Source organism: Streptomyces sp. ICC4 (assembly GCF_003287915.1).
GTDB classification, from domain to species: domain Bacteria; phylum Actinomycetota; class Actinomycetes; order Streptomycetales; family Streptomycetaceae; genus Streptomyces; species Streptomyces tritrimontium.
Map to the genome: position 1 here is coordinate 3594073 of NZ_CP030286.1, position 22723 is coordinate 3616795.

Annotated in this window: 19 protein-coding genes; 5 read left to right on the forward strand and 14 right to left on the reverse strand. The window is 74.1% G+C overall.

Annotation, left to right across the window (positions count from 1 at the left end):
* Positions 1 to 18: 18 nt before the first annotated feature.
* The 3 genes from DRB89_RS16745 to DRB89_RS16755 all read right to left on the reverse strand — a co-directional run bounded on the left by DRB89_RS16745 (position 19) and on the right by DRB89_RS16755 (position 3298).
* Entirely contained in the window at positions 19 to 1224 is a 1206-nt protein-coding gene (locus tag DRB89_RS16745; protein WP_204357743.1) for a hypothetical protein, read from the reverse strand.
* A 198-nt stretch (positions 1225 to 1422) separates the two neighbouring features.
* Complete coding sequence (locus DRB89_RS44570; protein WP_239516188.1) at positions 1423 to 1638, reverse strand: hypothetical protein; 216 nt, start codon at positions 1636 to 1638, stop codon at positions 1423 to 1425.
* 595 nt (positions 1639 to 2233) lie between these two features.
* Positions 2234 to 3298, reverse strand: coding sequence for a helix-turn-helix domain-containing protein (locus DRB89_RS16755; protein ID WP_112449072.1), 1065 nt, complete (start codon positions 3296 to 3298; stop codon positions 2234 to 2236).
* A gap of 118 nt (positions 3299 to 3416) precedes the next feature.
* On the opposite strand from DRB89_RS16755, the gene DRB89_RS16760 reads away from it, so the two are divergent.
* Together DRB89_RS16760 and DRB89_RS16765 are read left to right on the forward strand one after the other, a co-directional pair.
* A complete protein-coding gene (locus DRB89_RS16760) occupies positions 3417 to 4322 on the forward strand; it encodes an alpha/beta hydrolase (protein WP_112463864.1) in 906 nt (301 codons plus the stop codon).
* A 91-nt stretch (positions 4323 to 4413) separates the two neighbouring features.
* Positions 4414 to 4902 carry a DUF6328 family protein gene (locus DRB89_RS16765; RefSeq protein WP_112449073.1) on the forward strand — a complete coding sequence of 163 codons (489 nt, stop codon included), beginning with the start codon at positions 4414 to 4416 and terminating at the stop codon, positions 4900 to 4902.
* A gap of 52 nt (positions 4903 to 4954) precedes the next feature.
* Here the strand turns inward: DRB89_RS16765 and DRB89_RS16770 are convergent, their stop codons facing one another.
* A complete protein-coding gene (locus tag DRB89_RS16770) occupies positions 4955 to 6499 on the reverse strand; it encodes a DUF6056 family protein (protein ID WP_112449074.1) in 1545 nt (514 codons plus the stop codon).
* Between the two features lie 275 nt (positions 6500 to 6774).
* Between DRB89_RS16770 and DRB89_RS16775 the strand changes: the two genes are divergently transcribed.
* Complete coding sequence (locus tag DRB89_RS16775) at positions 6775 to 8361, forward strand: glycoside hydrolase family 15 (RefSeq protein WP_112463320.1); 1587 nt, start codon at positions 6775 to 6777, stop codon at positions 8359 to 8361.
* A 37-nt stretch (positions 8362 to 8398) separates the two neighbouring features.
* Here DRB89_RS16775 and DRB89_RS16780 read toward each other — a convergent pair whose 3' ends face one another.
* The gene (locus tag DRB89_RS16780) at positions 8399 to 8833 is read right to left on the reverse strand and encodes a hypothetical protein (protein ID WP_112449076.1); all 435 of its coding nucleotides are present in this window, start codon (positions 8831 to 8833) and stop codon (positions 8399 to 8401) included.
* A gap of 113 nt (positions 8834 to 8946) precedes the next feature.
* Between DRB89_RS16780 and DRB89_RS16785 the strand changes: the two genes are divergently transcribed.
* Entirely contained in the window at positions 8947 to 10878 is a 1932-nt protein-coding gene (locus DRB89_RS16785; protein ID WP_112463321.1) for a prolyl oligopeptidase family serine peptidase, read from the forward strand.
* Positions 10879 to 10986: 108 nt separating this feature from the next.
* Here the strand turns inward: DRB89_RS16785 and DRB89_RS16790 are convergent, their stop codons facing one another.
* From DRB89_RS16790 to DRB89_RS16810, 5 genes are all read right to left on the reverse strand, one after another.
* A complete protein-coding gene (locus tag DRB89_RS16790) occupies positions 10987 to 11916 on the reverse strand; it encodes an oligopeptide/dipeptide ABC transporter ATP-binding protein (RefSeq protein ID WP_239516806.1) in 930 nt (309 codons plus the stop codon).
* Between the two features lie 92 nt (positions 11917 to 12008).
* The gene (locus tag DRB89_RS16795; protein WP_112463322.1) at positions 12009 to 13076 is read right to left on the reverse strand and encodes an ABC transporter ATP-binding protein; all 1068 of its coding nucleotides are present in this window, start codon (positions 13074 to 13076) and stop codon (positions 12009 to 12011) included.
* Positions 13076 to 14062 (reverse strand): ABC transporter permease, encoded by a 987-nt coding sequence (locus tag DRB89_RS16800; protein WP_112448628.1) that lies wholly within the window; start codon positions 14060 to 14062, stop codon positions 13076 to 13078. Before DRB89_RS16800 ends, DRB89_RS16795 begins: the two co-directional genes overlap by 1 nt.
* Positions 14059 to 15006: an ABC transporter permease gene (locus DRB89_RS16805; RefSeq protein ID WP_112448629.1), complete on the reverse strand. Its 948-nt coding sequence runs from the start codon at positions 15004 to 15006 to the stop codon at positions 14059 to 14061. Before DRB89_RS16805 ends, DRB89_RS16800 begins: the two co-directional genes overlap by 4 nt.
* A 2-nt stretch (positions 15007 to 15008) precedes the next feature.
* Positions 15009 to 16757: an ABC transporter substrate-binding protein gene (locus DRB89_RS16810; RefSeq protein WP_112448630.1), complete on the reverse strand. Its 1749-nt coding sequence runs from the start codon at positions 16755 to 16757 to the stop codon at positions 15009 to 15011.
* A 175-nt stretch (positions 16758 to 16932) separates the two neighbouring features.
* Here DRB89_RS16810 and DRB89_RS16815 point away from each other — a divergent pair, with 175 nt between their 5' ends.
* Positions 16933 to 18714 carry an AAA family ATPase gene (locus tag DRB89_RS16815; protein ID WP_112448631.1) on the forward strand — a complete coding sequence of 594 codons (1782 nt, stop codon included), beginning with the start codon at positions 16933 to 16935 and terminating at the stop codon, positions 18712 to 18714.
* Positions 18715 to 18945: 231 nt separating this feature from the next.
* Here DRB89_RS16815 and DRB89_RS16820 read toward each other — a convergent pair whose 3' ends face one another.
* From DRB89_RS16820 to DRB89_RS16835, 4 genes are all read right to left on the reverse strand, one after another.
* Entirely contained in the window at positions 18946 to 19656 is a 711-nt protein-coding gene (locus tag DRB89_RS16820) for a GntR family transcriptional regulator (protein ID WP_112448632.1), read from the reverse strand.
* A gap of 74 nt (positions 19657 to 19730) precedes the next feature.
* The gene (locus DRB89_RS16825; RefSeq protein ID WP_239516189.1) at positions 19731 to 20675 is read right to left on the reverse strand and encodes an ornithine cyclodeaminase family protein; all 945 of its coding nucleotides are present in this window, start codon (positions 20673 to 20675) and stop codon (positions 19731 to 19733) included.
* A complete protein-coding gene (locus DRB89_RS16830) occupies positions 20672 to 21706 on the reverse strand; it encodes a proline racemase family protein (protein WP_239516190.1) in 1035 nt (344 codons plus the stop codon). The genes DRB89_RS16825 and DRB89_RS16830 overlap by 4 nt, the downstream gene beginning before the upstream one ends.
* Entirely contained in the window at positions 21703 to 22707 is a 1005-nt protein-coding gene (locus DRB89_RS16835; RefSeq protein ID WP_112448633.1) for a proline racemase family protein, read from the reverse strand. The genes DRB89_RS16830 and DRB89_RS16835 overlap by 4 nt, the downstream gene beginning before the upstream one ends.
* Positions 22708 to 22723: the final 16 nt, after the last annotated feature.

Below are 22723 nucleotides of genomic sequence, written 5' to 3' on the forward strand. Positions count from 1 at the left end.
GCGCGGCTGCGGCCGCGGCTACGGCTGGCCGGTCCGGCCGGTCCGGCCGGTCTGACCGGAGCCGCGGCCGCCGGCCGCCAGCAGGGAGAGGACGGCGAGCACGGCGAGCAGGATCAGGACCAGCAGCAGGACGGTGAGCACCGTCGGGTGGTTCCACAGCGCGAACACGAGCGCGAGGACGAGCAGTACGCCGACGGTGAGCGGGCGCCGACGGGCCTCCACCCACGTGCCGACGCGCCCGGTGTGCAGCCCGTGGGCGGAACCCAGGCGCGCGGCGGAGTCGGCCGCGCGCTCGGCGCGGCCGCGCACGGCGCGCGGCAGGCGGCCGGCTCCGGAGAGGTAGGCGCCGAGCGCCACGAAGACCCCGAGGACCAGCGCGGTCCGGATGCTGACCCGCAGGAACCGCACGAGGGTGTCGAAGACCGCCGCTGCCGCCGCCGGTGACTGGACCTGCGCCGGGAGGTGGCCGAGGTAGTAGTGGCGTACGACGGCCAGCCCGACGGCGAAGACGAGGCAGGCGGCGGCCGCGCCGAGCGCGGTGGCCACGAGAGCCCGGCGGCGGCGCCGGGCGAGCACCACTCCGGCGGCACCGAGGACCACGGTGAGCACGGGCAGCCAGTTGCCGACGACGTCGAGCAGGTGGACCGCGCCCCTGATCTTCTCCAGCTTGTCGGAGTGGAAGAGCACCATCTGCTTGTCGACCTCGGGGATCTTCTCGGCCGGGGACAGTCCGGCGTCCACGAGGTCCTGTTTGACGCTCTCCACGGCGGCGCCGACATCGAGGGTGACCGTGCCCCCCTCGACGCCCACCGGGCCGCGGCCCTCACCGGTCAGCGCGTGCACGACCGCGGTGTGGGCGACGCGGTTGGCGGTCGTCCAGACGGTCTCGAACCGGTCGCTCTCCACGAACCGGGTCGCCACCTTGGAGACGGCCGCGTCCGCGGCCGAGTCCAGCTGCGGCCCGAGCGCCTTGACGGCCGTCCCGACGCGGGGCGGCAGCCCCTGGGCCTCCAGCCACTTCGCCAGGTCCGAGGTGACCTGGGCGCCGTCGACCCGGACGTCGGCCGCTCCGGTGATGCGGTGGACGGCCGCCGCCTCGATCGCCGGGTCCGAGGCGAGCGGGGAGACCGTGGAGACGTAGCGGCCGGTGTCGAGCACGATGTCGTGCACCCAGACGGTGAGCAGGGAGACCGGCACGAGGACGCACGTGAGCGTGATCAGCACGGCCGAGACCGAGCTCCTGGCCGCCCGCCCGGCGCGCGATCCGCGTGCCCTCCCCGCTGCGGACGCTTCGGCGGGCGGATCGGACGGCAGACTCATGGCACTCCCGGGAACGACGGATGCGAGAACCCGCTTCCGTCCATGGGACACATGCCGCTGCCGGATCCGCGCGTTCAGTTGCGCCCACCGTGTGAGCCCCGCCTAGAGTCCGAGCACGTACCACTGCTTCGCCGAGCGGCCGCGGACGTAGAGATTCCGGCCCCGGCCCACCGGGCGGACGGAGCTGCGGAGGGGGTCGCCGCCCGGCATCGTGAGGACGGCTTCCCCGTCCTCGACGAGGACGGCTCCGCCGTCGGTCAAGCGGCAGTAGTGGAGCCCGTCGGGGTGGTGGAAGCCGCCGCGCCGACCGCCGAGCATGACCACCCGGTCGCCGTGGACCGCCAGTCCGCGGGGGACGTCACCGGCTGGTCGCGCACACGGAGCTGCCCGGAGGCCCGCGTCTCGACGAGCGGGGAGTCGGGCCAGTAGACGGCCCAGGCGGTGGAGTCGGTGACGTTGAGGGCGCTGATGTCCGCGATGTGGCTGACGCCGGTGGGTATCCGGGTGTTCCGGTTCCCGACGGAGTCCTGCCCCCGACCACGATGCGGCCGTTGGGCAGAGCGTCGAGCCGGGCGGGGACCACGGCCACGCCGCACAGGATCCGCTCCTGCACCTCGCCCTCGTCATCGATGACGACGAGGGCGTCGAACGGCAGGCGCGGCGGCTCGGGCAGGGCCCTCCCGTACGGCGGGTTCGACGGGAGAACGGCATCGGGGCAGATGAGCCACAAGGCCCGTCCCCACGCGTCCACTGTGGAAGCCAGGACCTTCCGGTCGTCGTACCGCCGGGGCAACAGTGCGTGAGGACGCAGTGCCACCTTCTTCAAAAAACCACCTCGCGGGCGAAGGAATACAGCGCCTGATCATCGCAGAGGCCCTGGAGTCCGGGCCGGCGGGGGCCAGTCGTGTGCGGATCAATTCGGGGCGGTCGTGGTCGTGGTCGCGGTCGTGTCGAGCAGCCGCCATGCGGTGAGGGCGATTCTGGCCCGCAGCAGTCCGGTGGGCCGGGTGAGCTCGATGCCCAGCGCCTTCGCGATCTGTTCGACCCGGCGGGCGACACTGCTGTGGTGCAGGTGGAGGAGCTCGGCGGCCCTGCGGAGGGATCCCGTGGCGCAGAAGGCGTCCAGGGTCTCCATGTCCTCCGGGTTGCCGGCGATCCGGGCGACGGCGGCCACGTCGGCGTTGCCGCGCGAGGCGTCCTGGGGTATCTCGGCCAGCAGCGCCAGCGCACCGAGGTCCTCGTAGCGGACCACGGGTTCGCGCGGTCCCGTGAAGCGCAGGGCGGTACGCGCCTCTCGCCAGGCCCGCTCGGGGCTTCGGGCCGAGCCGATGCCCGCGCGGACGCCCGCGGGAAACAGGGACGGGTCGACGGCGGCCGCCAGCAGCACACCCACGTCGGCGAGGGGCGCCGCCTTCACCGGACGGGCCGGGCAGACGAGGGCCCCGAGCCGGTCGAGCGGGATCCGCGAGCGCACGGCGACGACGCGGACCGGTACGTCGGCGGCGAAACCGAGCAGCCGCAACGCCCGGGCCCGGCCCGCCTCGTCACCGTCGGCGCTGACCACCAGCTCGACGAGGGCCGGGTCGGCCATGGTGGTGCGGGTCGGCCCGTACCGCTCGGCGACGGCCGCGGCGGCGATGGCGAGCCGGTCCAGCAGTACCTCGTCGAGCGGGCTCGGCGGGCCGGGGCGCTCCAGCCACACCGAGCCGATCTCCTCCTCGTCGAGCGTGATCGGCGCCGTGGTCGACGCGGGCGCCGTCGGGCCGGCGGCCTGCCGGCCGTCGGGCGAGAAGCGGACCGTCCGGCCCGTGCCGTGCAGCCGGATCCCCGCGGCGCACTCGGCGAGGCCCGCCGAGGCCCGGGCGAGCGCGGGGAGGTCCACCCGCCGGCGCATCAGCGTGTCGTAGAACGCGATGACGCGGATCGCGCCGTCGACGTACGGATCCAGTCCTGACAGTCGTACGGCGAGTGCCTCCATGGCGGCAAGGATAGGAGGGCGGTCGCGTCCGGGGCCGCGCCGACCGGTGCGGGATCTCGGCGGGATGCGCGACGGCCGGCGGATGATCCCGCGGGCGGCGGACCGGAGGATGGCCCTCATGGATCCCGAACTCGAAGCGTTCATCCCGTTCCTCCCGCAACTCGACATGGACGACCCGGTCACCACGCGCGAGGCCTTCGCCGAGATCGCGGCCGCGGCGCCGGCGCCGGACACCTCGACGATGGAGGTCGAGGACCGCACGGTGTCCGCGGACCCGGATGTCGCCGTGCGCGTCTACCGCCCGCACCGGCCGCACCAGCCGCACCGGCCGCAAGGCGCCGTCGTCTGGCTGCACGGCGGCGGAGGCGTCTTCGGCGATCTGGACACCGAGCATCCCTGGGCCGCCGGGGTCGCGGAGCTCTCCGGGGCGGTGGTGGTCTCCGTGGGCTACCGCCTGGCGCCCGAGCACCCCTTCCCGGCCGCGCTCGACGACGCGTACGCCGTACTGGCCTGGACGGCCGAGCTCGGCGTCGACCCGGCCCGGATCGCGGTCGGGGGGCACAGCGCCGGCGCGAACATCGCGGCCTCGCTGGCGCTGCTGGCCCGCGACCGGCAGGGGCCGGCGATCCGCTTCCAGCTGCTCAACCAGCCGGGACTGGACGACCGGCAGGAGACGTGGTCTGCGCGGAACTTCACCGCGACGCCCTGGATGAACCGGGACAGGATCGCCGCGGGGTGGCGGCACTACCTCGGCTCACGGCCCGCCACACCGTACGCCGCCCCCGCGCGCGCCACCGATCTGGCCGGCCTGCCCCCGGCCCACATCGCCACCGCGGAGTTCTGTCCGAACCGCGACGAGGGCATCGAGTACGCGCTACGCCTGCTGCGGGCGGGAGTGCCGGTCGAACTCCACCAGTGGCCCGGCACCTTCCACGGCTCGCAGGCGATCCTGTCGGCCGACGTGTCGCAGCGCCAGATCGCCGAACTCGGGGCAACCTTGCGCCGGGCCCTGAACGGCGGATGACCGCCGCATGCGGCGGACGCATGCGGCGGGGGCCGGCGGGTAGGCGCGGCGTGACGGGACGGGACGAATCCAGGGAATCCAGGGAGGCGGCATGCCGGGCGGCACCGGGAAGGGCCGGGACGAGAGCGCGGAGGAACGGGCGGACCGGCAGTGGCAGGAGCTCATCCAGGAGATACGGGTCGCCCAGACGGGGGTCCAGATCCTCTTCGGTTTCCTGCTCACGGTGGCCTTCACCCCCGCCTTCGAAGGGCTCGGGCAGACCGAGAAGACGGTCTACATCGTGACCGTGGTGCTCGGGTCGCTGGCGACGGGCGCGCTGATCGGGCCCGTGGCCTTCCACCGCATCGTCTCGGGACGCCGGATCAAACCCGAGGCGGTCACGTGGGCCGCGCGGCTGACCGGCGCGGGCCTCGTCCTGCTGCTGGCCACCTGCACCTCCGCCCTCTTCCTCGTCCTGCGCGTCGCGACGCGCAACGCCCTCGTGCCCTGGCTCGTGGGCGGAGTGCTGGCCTGGTACCTGCTGTGCTGGTTCGTCCTGCCCGTGTGGGCCCGGATCCGGTACACGTCCGAGGAGGAATGACCGGCGGGGCCGGGCGCCGCCGCTGCGGGCGCGGCCGCTGCGGGAAGCGGGCTCAGCCGCGGTGGATCCGGTCGATGCCGTACCACTTCGACACGCAGGCGGCGACCCAGTCCCGCTCGTAGTTCCCCGTGAAGAAGGGCTCGGCGAGGCTGCCGATGTACAGGGGCTCGTAGGCCGCGTCCTTCGCACCCCGCGCGGCCTCGGCCCGGATGCGCGCGTCCTGGGCGTCCCAGGCCACGGACCGGGTGACCGCGGCGGTCGTGAGCCGCTGGACGTCCGGGACCAGCACGGCCACCGAGGCCAGCGCCAGGCAGCCCGCCGCCACGGCGCAGGCCGCCAGGGCCGCGCCCGCCCTGCGCAGGCCCGAGAGCCATCGCCCGCCCCACGCCCCGAGCAGGGCTCCGTAGCCGCACAGAGCCAGCTCCATCGGTACGAGGTAGCTCGTCCAGGTACGGGCGTACGTCCACCCGGTCGCGCCGTATCCGCTGCGCAGGCCCACCACCACCGCGAGCGACCCCAGCACCACCACGGGCACGGGGAGCAGCAGCAGGGCGGCCAGCACCTTGCGCGGGACGGCCCGCCGGGGCTCGAGCCGTCCGGGCGCGGCCCCGAGGCGCCCGCTCGCCAGCCCCAGCAGGACCCCGACGGCGACGGCTCCGAGGTAGGCCCACTGGCCGGTGACGGAGTCCCACATGTGCAGCCAGTCCCTGACGGTGCCCTTGAGTTCGTGCGCGGAGAGCAGCGACTCCTTGGCCGGCTGCTGCGCGCGGCGCCACCGGGCGCCGGGGGAGGAGTACAGCACGACCAGACCGCAGACGAGTCCGGAGCACCAGGCCAGGCACCAGGTGAACGGATGCCAGTTCCGCGCCAGGCCCAGCCGGGGCAGGCAGAGGAGTCCGACCATGCCGGCGAGCAGTCCGCTGACGAGCGAGAACGGCTCGCTGAGGGTGCCGAGCACGAAACCGATGAGGAACGCCGAGACGAAGCCGGCCACGCGGACGGCGGTACGGGGATGCCCGGCGGTCCGGAAGGCCAGCAGGAGCGACCACACTCCGATGACGCTCGGAATCGTGTGGGAGATGGTGGCGGGGGCCCACAGCAGTACCTGGTAGCTGCGGGTGCCCGCGAAGTAGACCAGCACTTGGACGACCAGGGCGCAGGCGATCAGGACCAGGAGCCGGGGTCTGCCCCCGAGGGACCGGACGAAGTCACGCCCCAGCAGGACCAGTCCGACGGTGAAGGTGACGGCGATGACCGTCGGCAGGATCTTGGTCCCGGCCAGTCCGTCGCCGTAGACGACACCGCTCAGGAAGGCGTTGGCGAGCCTGCCGTTCTGCGTCATGTAGAAGTCGGAGGTGATGCCGAAGACTCCCATGTCGCGGGATTTCCACGCGGCGCACCAGTCGTCGGACGTGGGCCGCACGTAGAGGCCGAGGAAGCAGCCGACGGCGACCAGGGCGCCGGCCGCGGCCACGAGCACCGCCCCCGTCGCCGGGAGGAGCCCGCGCAGGAGGGGGCGGCGGCCGGCGGCCCGGTCCGCCGTGGAGGAAGGGGGCCGGACCTCGTCGCTCTCGCCCGCGCCCGAAGCAGTGCTCATCTACCAGCCCTTCGCAGCGGGGCCCGGTCGGAGGGGCGGCCGAAGCGCCCGCCGACTGCGGTGACCGCACGGCCCGCGAACACCCATGATGGGCACGGCCCCGAGCCCCCGGCATCCCGGGTGCGCCAGTCCGGGTACGGCCTGACGGCCGCTCGGAGCACCCGGGGGGCACCCGGCTCACCCGGGCGGCCGGTTGCCGTGGCGGCCTCCGCGGGGCTCTCCCAGGATGGGGACTCCGGGCCCGCGGGTACGCGGGCCGCGTGGAGGGAGTGGCGATGCCCGGAGTCCGGCTCGGCCGTTGGGCGGCCGCCGCGGCGGCCTTGGCGAGCGTCGCCGTTCCCGTGTGCACCTCGGGCCACCACCCCGGACGCTCCGTGGACCACCGCGCCGAAGGCCCCGCGGACCGGTACCCCGATCTGCACCCCGACCGGTACCAGGTCCAGCACCCCGACCAGCACGCCGGGCGCCACACCGGGGCGGCGCTCCCGGAGCGAGCCGTCCCGCCCGTCCTCCTGCCGGCCGGCCACCGCAGCCGGGACGAGGCCCGGATCGGCAACGCCTCCCGGCCGGCGCGCACCGAGCTGACCGTCGGCCTGCTGTCCAACGCGACCGCCACCGAAGGCGTTTCGCGATCGCTCGCCCAGGGCGCGCGGTACGTCGAGGGGAGCAACGTCCTGCGGCTGGCCTCCGGCCGGTGGACGTACCTTCCCGACGCCGGGACCGTGTCGGACACGGTCGACGCCGGCCATCCGCCGGCCCTGCGCCAGATCGAGCGCAGCCGCGCCTGGCTGGCCGCCGGCGGCGTACCGGGCGCTTCGCCGGCGCACCGGGCAGCGGCCGAGCGCGCCCTGCTCTCCCTGCGCGCCCTGCTCCGGCCCAACGGAGCCATGGCGGCGGGAGCGAGCCACGGCTGGCAGTACTCCTGGCCGCGCGACTCCAGCTTCGCCTGCGCCGCCTTCGCCCTCACCGGCCACGACGCCGAGGCCCACCGGATCCTGCGGCACAGCGCCGCGACCCAGCGCGCGGACGGCACCTGGGAGGCGCGGACGGAACTCGACGGATCCGGCCCGCCCGACGGCAGGCGCTGGCAGCTCGACGCCAACGGCTGGGTCCCCTGGGCCACCTGGCAGTGGTACCAGAGCGCCCCCCGGGCCACCCGCGGCGGCAGGCTGGCCGCCCTCTACCCGATGATCCGCAAGGCGGCCGACCACGCGGCGGACTCCCTGCGCCCGGACGGGCTGCCCCCGGCGTCCCCCGACTACTGGGAGCTGATGACGGCCACCGCCAACATCGGCACGGCCGCGCCGCTGCTCGCCGGGCTCAACGCCTCCGCCGACCTGGCCCGCGAGGCGGGCCGGCCGGCCGACGCCGAGCGCTGGGCGCGGGCCGCGGGCCGGCTCTCCGCCGGCATCTCCGCGCGGTTCCTTCCCCTGGGCTACCAGCGCACCGCGGACGGCCGCCACGGTCGGGACAGCGCGGTGGCGTTCATGGCGCCCCCCTTCAACGAGGCCCCCGCCGGTCTGGCCCGGGCGCTGGACTCCACGTACGGGGAGTTGCTCCTGCCCAACGGAGGGCTGACGCCCGGAAACGACCCGGGGGCGCCGTGGGGCGGCAACGCCTGGACGCCGAGTACGGCGTTCTTCGCGCTCGCGTGGGCCGCCACGGGCCGGCCGGCGAAGGCCGGACCGGTCCTGGACTGGGTCCTCTCCAAGCGGAACTCGCTCGGCGAGCTCCCGGAGAAGGTGGACAAGAGGGGCAGGCCCTCCTCGGTCGCCCCCCTCGCGTGGACGGCCTCGATCGCCGTCCTGACCCTCGTGGCGCTCGACGGCACGGTGCTCCCCACTCCGCCGCTACGGGGGTAGCAGGGCTCCCCGCCCGGCGCCACGGGGCGGAGCCGCCTCAGAGGGGCGCCGTCCCGTCGCCCGCCGGGGGCGCCGCGCGTACGTTGTCCAGCGCGGCCAGCAGATGGCGGTAGGCGAGCCTCTCGGCCGCCACCGCCCGCGCGAGGGCGCGGTCGTACGGATCGCGGCGCGACCGGGCCCGTACCTCGGCGACGAGGCGGAGCTCCCTCGCCCGGTCCACCTCGTTCCTGGCCTCGACGTACGCGTCGTCGAGGAGGCGGTGGTCCAGGACCTCGGCGAAGGCGGGCTCCACCAGCACGTCGATCCGGTCGAGGTCGTCGGCGCAGTCCGCGGGGGCCTTCCCGCCGCAGCCTTCCTCGAGCGCCCGGGACAGCGCTCCCAGGGTCACGCCGAGCTTCGGGTACCCCCAGGCCGGTGCGGCGTCGTTCCTGCACCCGGTGGCGAGGAGCAGCAGCACGGCGACGGAGGCCACGGCGCGGACCGTTCCCGGCGCCGGGCGCCCCCGCACGGCGGGGCCGGGGGGCGCGGGAGCCCCGCACACCGTGGAGCAAGGGGTCATGGGCTGTCCCTTATACACATCCGACGATGCCGACGTTGCACTATGTTGAGTTCCCGGAACCAGAGCCCGCGCCCCTCGCCCGCGCCGACCGCCGGCTGGGCGGGCGCACCCGGCGCGTCCCCGCCGGTATCGGTTCGTACGCGCTCTCCGGCGACGGACGGCGGGCCGTGTTCGCGCTGTACGGACGGCTGTACGAGGTCACGCGCGACGCGGACGCCGGACAGCCCGCGCAGCCCAAGGAGGTCCCCGCCGCCGGACCCGTCTTCGATCCCCGCCCGGACGCCGACGGCTCACGCGTCGCGTACGTCGCCGACGACGCCCTCCACACCGTTCCCGGCGGCCGCATCAGCCCCGACGACGGGGCCCGCTGGGGCGTATCCGAGTTCGCCGCCGCCGAGGAGCTCGGCCGGGACCGGGGGCACTGGTGGTCCCCCGGCGGGCAGCGCCTGCTCGCCGCCCGGGTCGACGAATCCGCCCTCCAGCGGCGCTGGTTCGCCGACCCGGCGCACCCGGAGCTGCCCGCCGAGGACTTCGCCTACCCCGAGGCCGGCGGCCCCAACGCGGACGTGCAGCTGTGGGTGTTCGGGCCGGACGGGGAGGCGCCCGTACGCCTCGACTGGGACTCCGCGACCCACCCCTACGTCTCCGACGCCGGATGGGAGACGGATGCGGAGATCCTCCTCACCGTCCAGGACCGGCTCCAGCGCAACGTGCTCCTGCTCTCCGCCGACCCGGCCACCGGGCGCACCCGGGAGCTGTCGCGCACCACGCACCCGCAGTGGGTGGACCCCATGCTCCCCGGCACCCCGGCCCGCCTCGCCGACGGGCGGCCGCTCACCGCCGCCGACACCCCGGGCGGCGGCGCCCGCGCGCCCGCGCTGGACGGCGTGCTCCTCACCGGCGAGGGGGTCCAGGTCCGCAAGGTGGCCGGCGTCCACGGGAGCCGGCTGCTGATCGAGGCCGGCCTGCGGGACCCCTCCGAGCAGCAGGTGCTCCTGCTGGATCCGGACACGGGCGACGTGAGCCCGCTCGCGGACGGACCCGGGGTGCACTCCGTCCTGGCGGCCTCCGCCGGGGCGCTGCTGCTGAGCTCCGCCGACGCCGACGGGATCCGGCGCGTCCTGCGGACCGCCGACGGAAGGGCCACCGACCCGAAGTCCAGCACCCCCGGCGACCTGTCGCAGCCGCTGCCCCACCGGGTGGTCCCGCTGCTGGAACGGGTCACCGAGCACGCGATCCCCACCGCACTCGTGCTGCCGCGCGGGCACGTCCCCGGCACCTCGCTGCCCGTCCTGCTGGACAGTTACGGCGGCCCCGGCATGCAGGACGTCAGCGCCGAGCCGCGCCGCTGGCAGCACCGCCAGTGGTGGGCCGACCAGGGCTTCGCCGTGGTCACCATCGACAACCGCGGCACCGCCCACGTCTCGCCCGCGTTCACGCACGCCATGTACCGGGGCTTCTCCGACGTCACCCTGGACGACCAGGTCGCCGCCCTGCGGGCCCTCGGGGAGCGCCACGGCGACCTCGACCTGACCCGCGTCGCCATCCGCGGCTGGTCCTACGGCGGCTACCTCTCCGCGCTCGCGGTGCTGCGCCGGCCGGACGTCTTCCACGCGGCCGCCGCCGGGGCCGCGCCGACCGACTTCCGGCACTACGACACCGCGTACACCGAGCGGTACCTGGGGCTGCCGCAGGAGCATCCGCAGGTGTACGAGCGGGACTGCCTGATCCCCGACGCGGCGGGGCTGAGCCGGCCGCTGCTGCTGGTCACGGGCCTGGCCGACGACAACGTCCACCCCTCCCACACGCTGCGGCTCTCGCAGGCCCTGACCGACGCCGGGCGGCCGCACCAACTGCTCGCGCTGCCGGGCGTCACGCACATGACCCCCGGCGGGGTGCGGGAGAAGGTCATGGCCCTGGAGCTGGAGTTCTTCCGCAAGGAGCTGGGCCTGGCCTGAGGCCGGCGCGGGCACGGCGTACGGAAGGGCCCCGGAGCCGATGGTCATCGGCTCCGGGGCCCTCCTCTTCCTCCCGGGGCTCCCCGTCAGTCCCCCGGGACCCTTCGCCTACACCAGATGACAGGCCACCTCGCGGGAGGCGACGCTCCGCAGGAGCGGTCGTTCGGTGCGGCAGATCTCCTGAGCCATGGGGCACCTGGGGTGGAAGGTGCAGCCGGGAGGCGGGGCGGCCGGGCTCGGCGGGTCACCGAGCAGCACGATCCGCTCGCGCCGCCGCTCCGCCACCGGGTCGGGCAGCGGTACGGCGGACAACAGCGCCCGGGTGTACGGGTGCTGGGGGGTCTCGTACAGCGCCTTCTTGTCGCCGATCTCCACGATCCGCCCGAGGTACATGACGGCGACCCGGTCGCTGACCCGCTTGACGACGGACAGGTCGTGCGCGATGAACACGTAGGCCAGGCCCAGTTCGGTGCGCAGCCGCTCCATCAGGTTGACGATCTGCGCCTGGACGGAGACGTCGAGGGCGGAGACCGGTTCGTCGGCGATGATCAGGCGCGGGCTGGTGGCGAGCGACCGGGCGATGCCGATGCGCTGCGCCTGGCCGCCGGAGAACTCGTGCGGATAGCGGTCGATGTGCTCGGGGATCAGTCCGACGAGCTCCATCAGCCCGGCGGCCCGGCGGCGGGCGTCCGCCGCGCTCGAACCCTGCACGAGCAGCGGGTCGGAGATGATCCGGGCCACCGTCTGGCGGGGGTTGAGCGAGGAGTGCGGGTCCTGGAAGACCATCTGGAGGTGCCTGCGCAGCGGGCGCAGGGCGCCCTGGGAGAGCCGGCTGATGTCCTTGCCCTCGAACTCGACGGTGCCGGAGGTCGGTTCCAGCAGCCGGACCAGCATCCGGCCGGTGGTCGACTTGCCGCAGCCCGACTCCCCCACGAGGCCCAGGGTCTGGCCCGCGTCGAGGTCGAAGGAGACCCCGTCGACGGCGCGCACGGGCGCCCCCCGGCGTCCGGTCACGGTCCGCTTGCCGGGGAAGGCCATCGTGAGGTCGCGCACGCGCAGCAGCGGACCGGTGCCCGCGTTCCGGGCGGCGGGGACCGGGGCGGGCGTGGCGGCGGTCTTGTCCACGGTGCTCATCGGGTCACCTCCCGGACGGCGCCCGCGAAGTGGCAGGCGGCGGTGCGCGCGCCGTCGCTCTCGCCGTACGGCGACAGCTCGGGCCGCACGCTCGCGCAGCGTTCCCGCTCCTCGTCGCGGGCCGCGGCGGCCACCGGGCAGCGCGGGGCGAAGGCGCACCCCGGGGTCGGGGCCAGCAGGGACGGCGGGGAGCCGGGGATGACCCTCAGCGGTTCCTCGTCGCTGTCGTCCAGCCGGGGCAGCGAGTCGAGCAGCCCGCGGGTGTACGGGTGCGCCGGGTCCGCGAACAGCGCGTCGACGGGGGCCTGTTCGGCGGCCCGGCCGCCGTACATCACCAGGACCTCGTGGGCCACCCTGGCCACCACCCCCAGATCGTGGGTGATCATGACGACGCCGAGGCCGCGCTCCTGCTGGAGCCGGGCGATCAGCTCCAGGATCTGCGCCTGCACGGTGACGTCGAGGGCGGTGGTGGGCTCGTCGGCGATGAGCAGTTCGGGCTCGCAGGCGAGCGCCATCGCGATCATCGCGCGCTGGCGCATACCGCCGGAGAACTGGTGCGGGTACTCCCCCGCCCGGCGGGCGGGCTCGGGGATGCCGACCTCGCCGAGCATGTCGACGGCCCGCCTCTTGGCGGCGGCCCGCCCGGCCCTGAAGTGGACCCGGAAGTGCTCGGCGATCTGCTCGCCGACCGTGTAGTAGGGGTGCAGGCTGGACAGCGGGTCCTGGAAGATCATGGCCATCTTGCGGCCGCGCAGCTTGGACAGCTGCTTCTCGGACAGGGTGGTCAGCTCCTGGCCGGCCAGCGCGACGGACCCGCCGATCTCGGCGCCCCGGTGCAGGCCCATGACGGCGAGCGAGGTGACGGACTTGCCCGAGCCCGACTCTCCGACGATGCCGAGGGTGCGGCCGGCCTCGACGGTGAAGCCGAGGGAGTCCACGGCCCGGACCGAGCCCCGCGGTGTGGTGAACGTGACGCGCAGGTCGCGCACTTCGAGGAGCGGCGCCGCTTGGGCCGGGGCCCCTTGGGCCGGGGCCCCGGGGGGCGGCTGGGGAACGGGGGTCATCAGTACCTCACCCTCGGGTCGATGACGGCGTACAGGAGGTCGACGGCGAGGTTCGCGACGACGATGAAGAAGGCGGCCAGCAGGGTGACCCCGAGGACCACGGGCTGGTCCGAGCTGACCAGGGCCCCGTAGAACAGCCGCCCGATGCCCGGGAGTCCGAAGATGGACTCGGTGATGACGGCTCCGGCGAGCAGGCTGCCGAGGTCCATGCCGAAGATGGTGAGGATCGGGGTCATCCCGGAGCGCAGTCCGTGCTTGACGACGACGGTGCGCTCGGGCATCCCCTTGGCGCGGGCGGTGCGGATGTACGGCTCGGCCATCGCCTCGATCATCGAACCGCGGCTCTGCCGGGCGTACATGGCGGCGTAGAGCAGGGCCAGCGCCGTCCACGGGAGCAACAGGTTGCTCGCCCAGCCGAGCGGGTTGTCGGTGAAGGCCTGGTAGGTGGGGTAGGGCAGGATCCCGGCGACGCGGATGACCCCGTAGATGAGCATCACGGAGGTGAAGTAGACGGGCAGGGAGGCGGCGGCGACCGCGCCGACCATCAGCACCTTGTCGGTGGCGGTGTCCTTGCGCAGGGCGGCGGTGACGCCCGCGCCGAGGCCGAGGACCAGCCAGAGGGCGGCGGCGCCGACGGCGAGGGAGGCGGAGACCGGGAGGCGGTCCATCAGGAGGTCCCACACGGGCAGGGAGTTCTCGTACGAGTAGCCCAAGCACGGGAAGTCGCACTGGACGGCGTACTGGCCGGTGCCCAGGGTGCGCCCGGTGAAGATGCCGGTGAGGAAGTCGAGGAACTGGCGCCACACGGGCTGGTCGAGGCCGAGGTACGCGCGCACGTCGGCCAGTCGCTCCGCGCTGCAGGTCTTTCCGCAGGCGGAGGCGGCCGGGTCGGAGGGGAGCACGTAGAAGATGAGGAAGGTGACGGCGGCGATGGCGAGCAGGACGCCCGCGAGGGCGAGCAGCCGGCGTGCGAGGTAGAGGATCACGTCCGCCCGCCCCTCGGGTCGAGGATGTCGCGCAGGGCGTCGCCGAGCAGGGTGAAGGCGAGCACCGCGAGGAAGAGGAAGAGGCTCGGGATGACGAAGTACATGGGGTCGGTCTCGTAGAAGGCCACGGACTCGGCGATCATCTGGCCCCAGGAGGGGGTGGGCGGGCGCACGCCGACGCCGAGGTAGCTGAGGGCGGCCTCGGTGCTGATCATCCCGGGGATGAGCAGGGTGGTGTAGGCGATGACGGGGCCCGAGACGCCCGGGAGGATCTCGCGGGTCAGGATCCGCCAGGCGCTCGCCCCGCCGACGCGGGCGGCGTCCACGTACTCGCGGTGTTTGAGGGAGAAGGTCTGGCCGCGCACGACGCGGGCGACGCCGGGCCAGCCGAAGACGCCGATGACGGCGGTCATGAGGACGATGCGGTTGACGTCCTTGGCCACGGACAGCATCGCGATCATGAAGATGAGGCTGGGGAAGGACATGGTGAGGTCCATCAGGCGGGACAGGACGGCGTCGGTGCGGCCGCCGAAGTAGCCGGCGGCGATCCCGGCCGCGGTGCCGGCCACCACGACGATGGCGGTGGCGGCGAAGGCGATGAGGAGCGAGACCTGGGCGCCGTGGACGACGCGGGCGAACAGATCGCGGCCGGTGACGGGTTCGACGCCGAGCCAGTGCTCGGGGCTGATCCCGCCGAAGGAGCCCAGGGGCTGGCCCCCGAGGTAGGGGTCGATGGCGGACTTGTCGAACTCGTCCGGGGACCAGCCGCCGAGTGCGCCCAGCCAGGGGGCGGTGGCGGCCATCAGGACGAAGAGCAGGACGACGCAGAGGCTGATGCGGACGGCGGGGCGGCGGCGGAGTTCCCGCCGGGCGAGCTGCCAGGGGCTGCTGCCCGGGGGGACCGGGGCGGCCGCCGCCGCGTCCGTGGACGTGGCGGCGGTCATGGTCAGCCCTGGCTCTGGCTCTTGGCGGGGTCCTTGAGGCCGATGGTGGCGTAGTCGAGCTGGCCGACCCAGACGGGGTGGCCGTAGGCCCCGGCGATGTTGGTGCCGACGAGCAGCGGCTTGCGCTCCAGCAGGACGGGGACGGCCGGGGACTTCTTCATGATCTCGGCGTCGAGGTCGATCCAGGCCTGGTTGGCCTGCTTGGCGTCGGCCATGGCGTTGATCTCGTCGATCCGCTTGATCGTCGCGTCGTCCTTGAACTGCGAGTAGTTGCCCGAGTTGCCCTTGACCTTGATGGTGCGGCCGTCGAAGACGAAGGGCAGGAAGGTGGACCCGGAGGGGTAGTCGGGGCACCAGCCGCTGAGCACGAGGTCGGGCGCGGTGGTGGTGTCGCCGATGACGTCGTAGTACGCGCCCGGGTCGACGGTGTCGATGACGATCTCGACGCCCGCGCGGGCCAGGCCCTGCTGGACGGCCTCCGCCTTGCCCTTGTCGCCGGTGGAGACGGCGAGGGAGACCTTCAGGGTCTCCTTGCCGGCGGCCTTCAGGAGCTCCTTGGCCTTGGCCGGGTCGCCGGCCGGGGGAACCTTGAGGGTGTCGGCCTGCTTGCCGCCGGAGAGGGCCGGGGGCAAGTAGGCGGTGGCGATCTCGTTGAGGGCCGGGCCGCCGCCGGCGGTGACCACGGCCTCCTTGTCGAGGGCGTACTGCATGGCCTCGCGGACCTTGGGGTCGTCGAAGGGGGCGCGGGAGTTGTTCATCTGGAGCATCTCGGTACAGCCCTGCGACTCGGCCAGCAGCCGGGACTTGACCTCCGGCTTGGGCAGCACCTTGGGGGCGCTCTCGGGCCGCATGTCGGACCACTGGACGGCGGAGGCGTCGGCGCCCTCGCCGGCGATGATCCGGTCGTCGATCTGGCCGCCCTTGAGGCCCATCACGACGACGAACTTGTCCGGGTAGGCCTTGCGGACGGTGTCGGTCTTGGCGTCCCAGTGCTCGTTGCGGACCAGGACGAGCTTCTTGTCGCGGTCGTACGACTCGATCTTGTACGGGCCGGAGGAGAACGGGCGGGCGTCGTACTGCGTGCCCTTCTCCTGGGCCTCGGGGACCGGAGCGAAGGTCGGCAGGGTCGCGGTCGCGGAGAACTCGGCGACGGGCCGCTTCAGTTCGAAGACGATCGTGCGGTCGTCGGGGGTCTTGACGGAGTCGAGGTGCTTGCCCTGGAGCGGGCCCTTGTAGCCCTCGGTGCCGGCCAGGTACTGGGCCGCGTAGTCGGGGCCGCCGGTGAGGTCGGGGGCGAAGGAGCGCTCGACGTTGTACTTGATGTCCTGCGCCTTGATGGGCGATCCGTCCTCGTACTTCACGCCCTCCTTCAGGGTGAAGGTCCAGGTGCGGCCGCCGTTGGAGGAGGTGCCGAGGTCGGTGGCGAGGTCGGGGACGAGCTCGCTGCCGCCCTTGCCGGGCTCGGCCTTGAAGGTGACGAGGGTGCGGTAGAGGAGGCGGGTGCCGAAGTCCATCGTCGGCATGACCCAGTTGCGGGCGGGGTCGAGGTGGGCGAAGTCCTGGTTGGACAGGACGGTGAGAGTGCCGCCCTTCACGGGGGTCCCGCCGAGGATCTTCCCGTCGTTGGCGGAGGCGGGGTTGGAGGCACCCGCCCCGGCGGAGCCCTTCTTGGGGTCGGAGCAGCCGGAGGCACCGAGTGCGAGTGCGGCCACCAGAGTGGTGGCGAGGGCGAGTTGGGTGCGCTTGGTCATGGTCACTCCAGTGAAGGGCCGCGCTCTATGATGTGACCGGTAACATAGTAATGTGAAATTGTACTGACAAGGGGTTGGAGCCGCCGTTATCCAGCCGTGTCCAAATCCGGCCGGGCGGTTGGCTGTTGGACCGCCCTCCTACACGCCCTCCTATGCGCCCTCCTATGCTGCCGCCATGGATCCGATACGGCTGACCGGGCTCGGCCACCTCCCGGCGGTACTGCAAGGACTCGCACGGAACACCGCGCTGCCCGGGGAACTGGCGGCGCGGATGCTGCCCTACGGCATGGCACCGCTCCGGCTGGCGCTCCGCAAGGGGTTCGCTCCCGGCCCCGAGCTGTGCGAGGCGTTCCTTGCCTGCGGCGCGGCCGAGGCGCTCGCGCACGCCGAGGTGCTGCCGCCGGAGTTCGCCGCGCGGCTGGCGGCAGATCCGGACCCGGAGGTGCGGGCGGTGCGTGCGGGCCAGGAGCACGTTTCCGCCGGGCGGCAGGCCGTGTTCGCCGCCGACTCCGACGCGGCGGTACGGGCCGCCCTCGCGAAGCACCCGGACCTCCCGGCAGGGCTCCTCGCCGTGCTGGCCGCCGACGGGGACCCCGGGGTACGAACGGCGGTCGCCTCGCGCGGGGCTGAGCTGCCGGACGGGCTCCTGCGGGGGCTGCTGACGGACACCGACCCGAAGGTGCGGGCGGCCGCGTGCAAGCACCGGCCGCCCCGCGATCTGCACGCGGCGCTGCTGGCCGACCCGGTCACGCGCAGGGCCGTCGTACGCTTCCTCGACCTGGACGCGGACACGGCGGCCGCCCTGGCCGCCGACCCCGACGAGGACGTGCGCGCGGAGCTGGCCGTCCACCCGGCACTGCCGTCACGGGTACGGAACGCTCTGGCCCGGGACGTGAGCCCCCACGTGCGGGGAAGGGTCTTCGTCCGCGCGGACACCCCGGCGGAGCTCCGGGACGAGATCCACGCCTGGCTGACCGCCGGAGCCGGGCGGGCGGAGGACTGGGCGAACGCGGAGGAGGACGACGTCTTCTGCGAGATCGCCCTCGTCTTCCTGGAGGCGGACTCCTACCCCTGGATCGAGGCCGACCCCGTCCCGTACGCCGCCTCCCCCCACCCCGGGCTGCGGCGCGCGGCGGCCCGCAGCGAGTTGCTGCCGGCCGGGCTGGTGCGCGGGATGCTCGGCGACGAGGATCCTGCGATCCGCACGATCGCCCTGGAGCGGACGCCCGGCGTCGATCTCGCCACCGCCGAGGACCTCGAACGGCGCCACGTCCCGTCGAAGTTCCGGTGCCGGCCCGCGGACTACTTCCCGTTCCCGCCCGAGGCGCTCCGCCGGTTCGCCTCCGACCCCGACGCCCGCATGCGCGTACTCGCGCTGCGTGACCCCGACTTGCCCGCCGCGCTGCTGGAGCGGCTGGCGGCGGACGAGGACGACACCGTCCGGCGGGCCGTCGCCGAGGATTCCCGGACGGCGCCGGGCACGCTGCTGCGCCTGCTCGGCGACGACTCGGAGTCCGTCGCCGTGTCCGCCGCCACCTCTCCCGACCTGCCGGTGGAGGCCATGCGCGCGGTGCTCGACCTGGTCGCCCGTGACGACGCCGCCGAGCGCGGGAGCGCCGTTCTGCTGTGCGGGCCGTCCGCGTCGGGCCGGGACGCCCGCGCGCGGGATCTCGCGGGCCGCGGCTACTTCCGGTTGTCCCTGGACGAGGACGTCCGAGACCGGCTGGCGGGCGAGCCGGTCGCGGAGGGCACGGACGAGCACGACCGGCTGCGGGCGGACGTGCAGCGGGAGTTGTGGTGCGAGCTGGAGCAGCTCCTGGAGGACCGGGAACCGGTCGTGGTCGACCACGGTGTCCTGAGCGGGACCACCGGGGAGCGCTACCGGGCCCTGTTCGAGAGCCACGGTTACCGCTGCGAGGTCGTCCACATCGAGGCGGACGCGACCCCGCAGGGGTGACCCGGGCCGGCCGGTGGCCGGGGCCGGGGCTACCCGGGCCGTTCCTAGTGCTGTGGCCGGGAAGGTTTGCCGGGTCGCGGTGTCCGGTGCGGTGCATCTCCCCCAGCTACCGCCGGGAGGGGCCCCCGGGCGGAGGACCACGCCTCGTACTGGACGTACCGGTGTGGTCCGACAACGCGGCGAGGTGCCGTGCCGGGCGCCGGGCCCCGGTGAACCCTTCCGGTCACAGCACTAGAGGCCCGAGCCCAGGCCGCCCGGGATGCGGCCCACCGGTTCGTCGCGGCCCTGGGCCCACAGCGAGCGGACGTGGCCGAGGTGGCGGGTCATGCAGGCTTCGGCCGCCTCCGCGTCGCCGGTGAGCATCAGGTCGAGGAGCTCGATGTGCTCCTCGGCCGAGGAGACCAGCTTCCCGGCCTCGTCCAGGCCCGTCAGGCCGTACAGCCGGGAGCGCTTGCGCAGGTCGCCGACCGTTTCGACCAGGCGGTCGTTGCCCGAGAGGGCCAGCAGGCTCAGATGGAAGCGGCGGTCGGCCTCCAGGTACCCGATGAGGTTGTGCTCGCGGGCGCTGGTGACGATCTCCTCGGCGACGGGGCGCAGCGCCTCCAGCTGCTCCGGCGTCGCGATCTTGGTGATCCGGCCGATGGTCGGGACCTCGATCATCGTGCGCAGTTCGGTGTACTGGTCCAGATCGCGCTCGCTGACCTCCGTGATCCGGAAGCCCTTGTTGCGGACGGGCTCGACCAGGCCTTCACGGGCCAGGTCGAGCATGGCCTCGCGCACCGGGGTGGCCGAGACGCCGAGTTCGGCCGCGAGGCCGGGGGCGGAGTAGACGCTCCCCGGGCGCAGCTCACCCGCTATCAGGGCTGCCCGGAGCGCATGGCCGACCTGGTCGCGGAGCCGTTCCTGAGCCTTGATGAGGCTGTGCTGCTTCAGGTCACCCATTGCATTTCCTCCGAGACCGCTCACACCACTGGCGTGCGGAGGAACAGCGTACAATGTCACGTTGCGCTTGCTCCTCAGTGGACACCGCTCCCGGCGGCCTCGAACAGTGCGACCGCCACAGCGAGATCTTCCCAGGCCATGCCCACACTCTTGAAGAGCTGGGGACAACTTGCCGTCCCCGCCCCCGGCATCCGGCCGGCCACCAGATCCGCCAGGGTGCCGCTGATGTGGCCGGCGCCGATAGCCCCTTCCGCCTCCGGCACCAGCAGGTCGCCCGCCTCGCGCAGCGCCGCCGCACGCGACTCCACGTACACGGCCGCCCGCCGCACCAGCGCCGTGTCGACCTCGCGGGCGTCCGGCTCGTGCGAGCCGACCGCGACCACGGTGGCGCCCGGCGCGATCAGCCGCCCGTCGAAGAGCGGTTCGCGGGAGGTGGTGCAGCAGACCACCAGGTCGGCGTCCGCGACTTCGGCCGCCACGCCCGGCCGGGCCGGGACCCCCAGACCCCGCGCGTGCTCCGCCAGCTTCCGCGCGCCCGCCGGGTCCCGGGCCACGACCACCACCTCCGCCAACTGCCGCAGCGCCAGCACCGCTTCGAGGTGACCGTACGCCTGCGGCCCCGACCCGAAGAGCAGCATCCGCAGCGGCCGCCCGGCCGGGAGCAGGTGGCGCAGCGCCAGCGCCGAGACCGCCGGGGTGCGCAGGGTGGTCAGCGCCGCCCCGTCGAGCAGGGCGAGGGGGCGCAGCGTGGGCCCGTCCAGGAGGAGGTAGGACCCGGTGATCCTGGGCAGGCCGAGCCCTGGGTTCCCCGGTGCCACTCCGGCGATCTTCACGCCCGCGTAGGCACCGGTGGCGGCCGGCATCAGCAGCAGCTCCCCGCCGCCCGGCACGGGCAGGGCGCTGCGCGGCGGGCAGGTCTCCGGGTCCAGCCCGGCCAGCAGGACGCCGGCCAGCGCGTCGGCGGCGGCGGCCGGGGTGAGCAGGCCGGCCGTCTCGGCGGCCGACAGCTGGGGGATCACAGGAGGAAGCCGGTGCCGAGCGCGTCGCGCGGGTCGACGGTGAAGAAGTGCTCGCCCGTGCGGTACGCCGTGCCGGTGACCTCCGTGACCAGGCCGTCCGCCGTGCGCGCGGCGGCGCGGCCGGTGAACACCGTGCCCACGACCGACTCGTGGAGCAGGTCCTCGCCCTCCCCCAGCCGCCCGTCCTCGGCCAGCAGGGCGAGCCGCGCCGAGGTGCCGGAGCCGCAGGGCGAGCGGTCGACCTGCCCGTCGGCGAAGACGGTGACGTTGCGCTGGTGCGGCCCGAAGGGGGTGTCGGGCAGCTCCTCGTACAGGATCACCCCGTAGACCCCGGAGAGCAGCGGCCCGCCCGGGTGCCAGGTCCCGGGGTGGGTGGCCAGGGCCGCCCGGATCTCCTGCCCGGCCCGCACGAGCGAGGGCAGCGCGGCCGGGCTCACCTCCAGGCCGAGGTCCCGCGCGGCGACGGAGGCGTAACAGGCCCCGGCGTGCGCGATGTCGGCCTCGGCCATGCCCAGGGTGGTGGCGACGGGCACCTTGCGGGCGCTGGTGCGCGCCGCGACGTTGCGGAAGGTGACCCCGGTGGTGCGGCCGGCCGCGCGGTGCACGGTCGCGCAGACCCGCCCCGAGGGCACGTCGATCCGTACCTGGACGTCCCCGTCGTCGGGGGCGGCGACCCGGCCGGTGTCCACGGCCCAGGCGCCGAGCGCCATGGTGCCGTGGCCGCAGGCGGTGGAGTAGCCGTCCTTGTGCCAGAACAGCACCCCGAAGTGGGCCCCGTCGTCATCGGGCGGCACCACGAAGCCCCCGTACATCCCCGCGTGCCCGCGCGGCTCCTGCACCAGGAGCCGGCGTACGTCGTCCAGGGCGCTCCGGCGCGGCGCCGTGCCGGATCCGCCCGGTCCGATGGCGGTGGCGCACCGCTCGGCGACCGTGTCCCCGGGCACGGGCGGCAGGCCGGCCGCGCGGGTGTCGACGATGCGGAAGGGCTCCCCGGCGGCGTGGTAGTCCTCGGTCCGAACGGTGGTGGTCACAACAGGAACCCTCCCGGGAAGGGGTCGGACGGGTCGAGGAAGTACTGGGCGGTGCCGGTGATCCAGGCCCGCCCGGTGACGGTCGGCACGACGGCCGGCAGTCCGCCCACCGTGGTCTCGCCGACCAGCCGGCCGGTGAACTCGGTGCCGATGAAGGACTCGTTGGCGAAGTCCGTGTCCAGCGCGAGCTGGCCCCGGGCGTGCAGCTGCGCCATGCGCGCGCTGGTCCCCGTACCGCAGGGCGAGCGGTCGAACCAGCCGGGATGGATGGCCATCGCGTGCCGGGAGCGGCGGGCGTCGGAGCCGGGGGCCGCGAGGTAGACGTGCTTGACCCCGGCGATGGAGGGGTTCTCGGGGTGGACGGGCCGGTCGGCGGAGGCGTTGACCGCCTCCATGACGGCCAGTCCGGCGGCGAGCAGCTCGTCCCCGCGCTCCCGGTCGAAGGGCAGGCCCAGGGCGTCGAGTTCGACGAAGGCGTAGAAGTTCCCGCCGTAGGCGAGGTCGTAGGTGACCGTGCCGTAGCCGGGGACGTCGGCCTTGAGGTCGAGCCCGACGCTGAAGGACGGGACGTTGGTGAGGGTGACGGCGGTGGCCGCCCCGTCCTCGACGCGGACGTCCACGCTCACCAGGCCCGCCGGGGTGTCGAGCCGGACGGTGGTGACCGGCTCGACGACGGGCACCATGCCGGTCTCGACCAGGACGGTGGCGACGCCGATGGTGCCGTGCCCGCACATCGGGAGCAGGCCCGACACCTCGATGTAGAGGACCCCGAAGTCGGCGTCGGGGCGGGTCGGGGGCTGCAGGATGGCGCCGCTCATGGCGGAGTGGCCGCGCGGCTCGTACATGAGCAGGGTCCGGATGTGGTCCAGGTGCTCGATGAAGTGGAGCCGTTTGGCGGCCATGGTGGCGCCGGGGATCACCCCGACCCCTCCGGTGATCACCCGGGTGGGCATGCCCTCGGTGTGCGAGTCCACCGCGTGGTAGATGTGGCGTGTGCGCATGGGGTCCCCCCTGGCT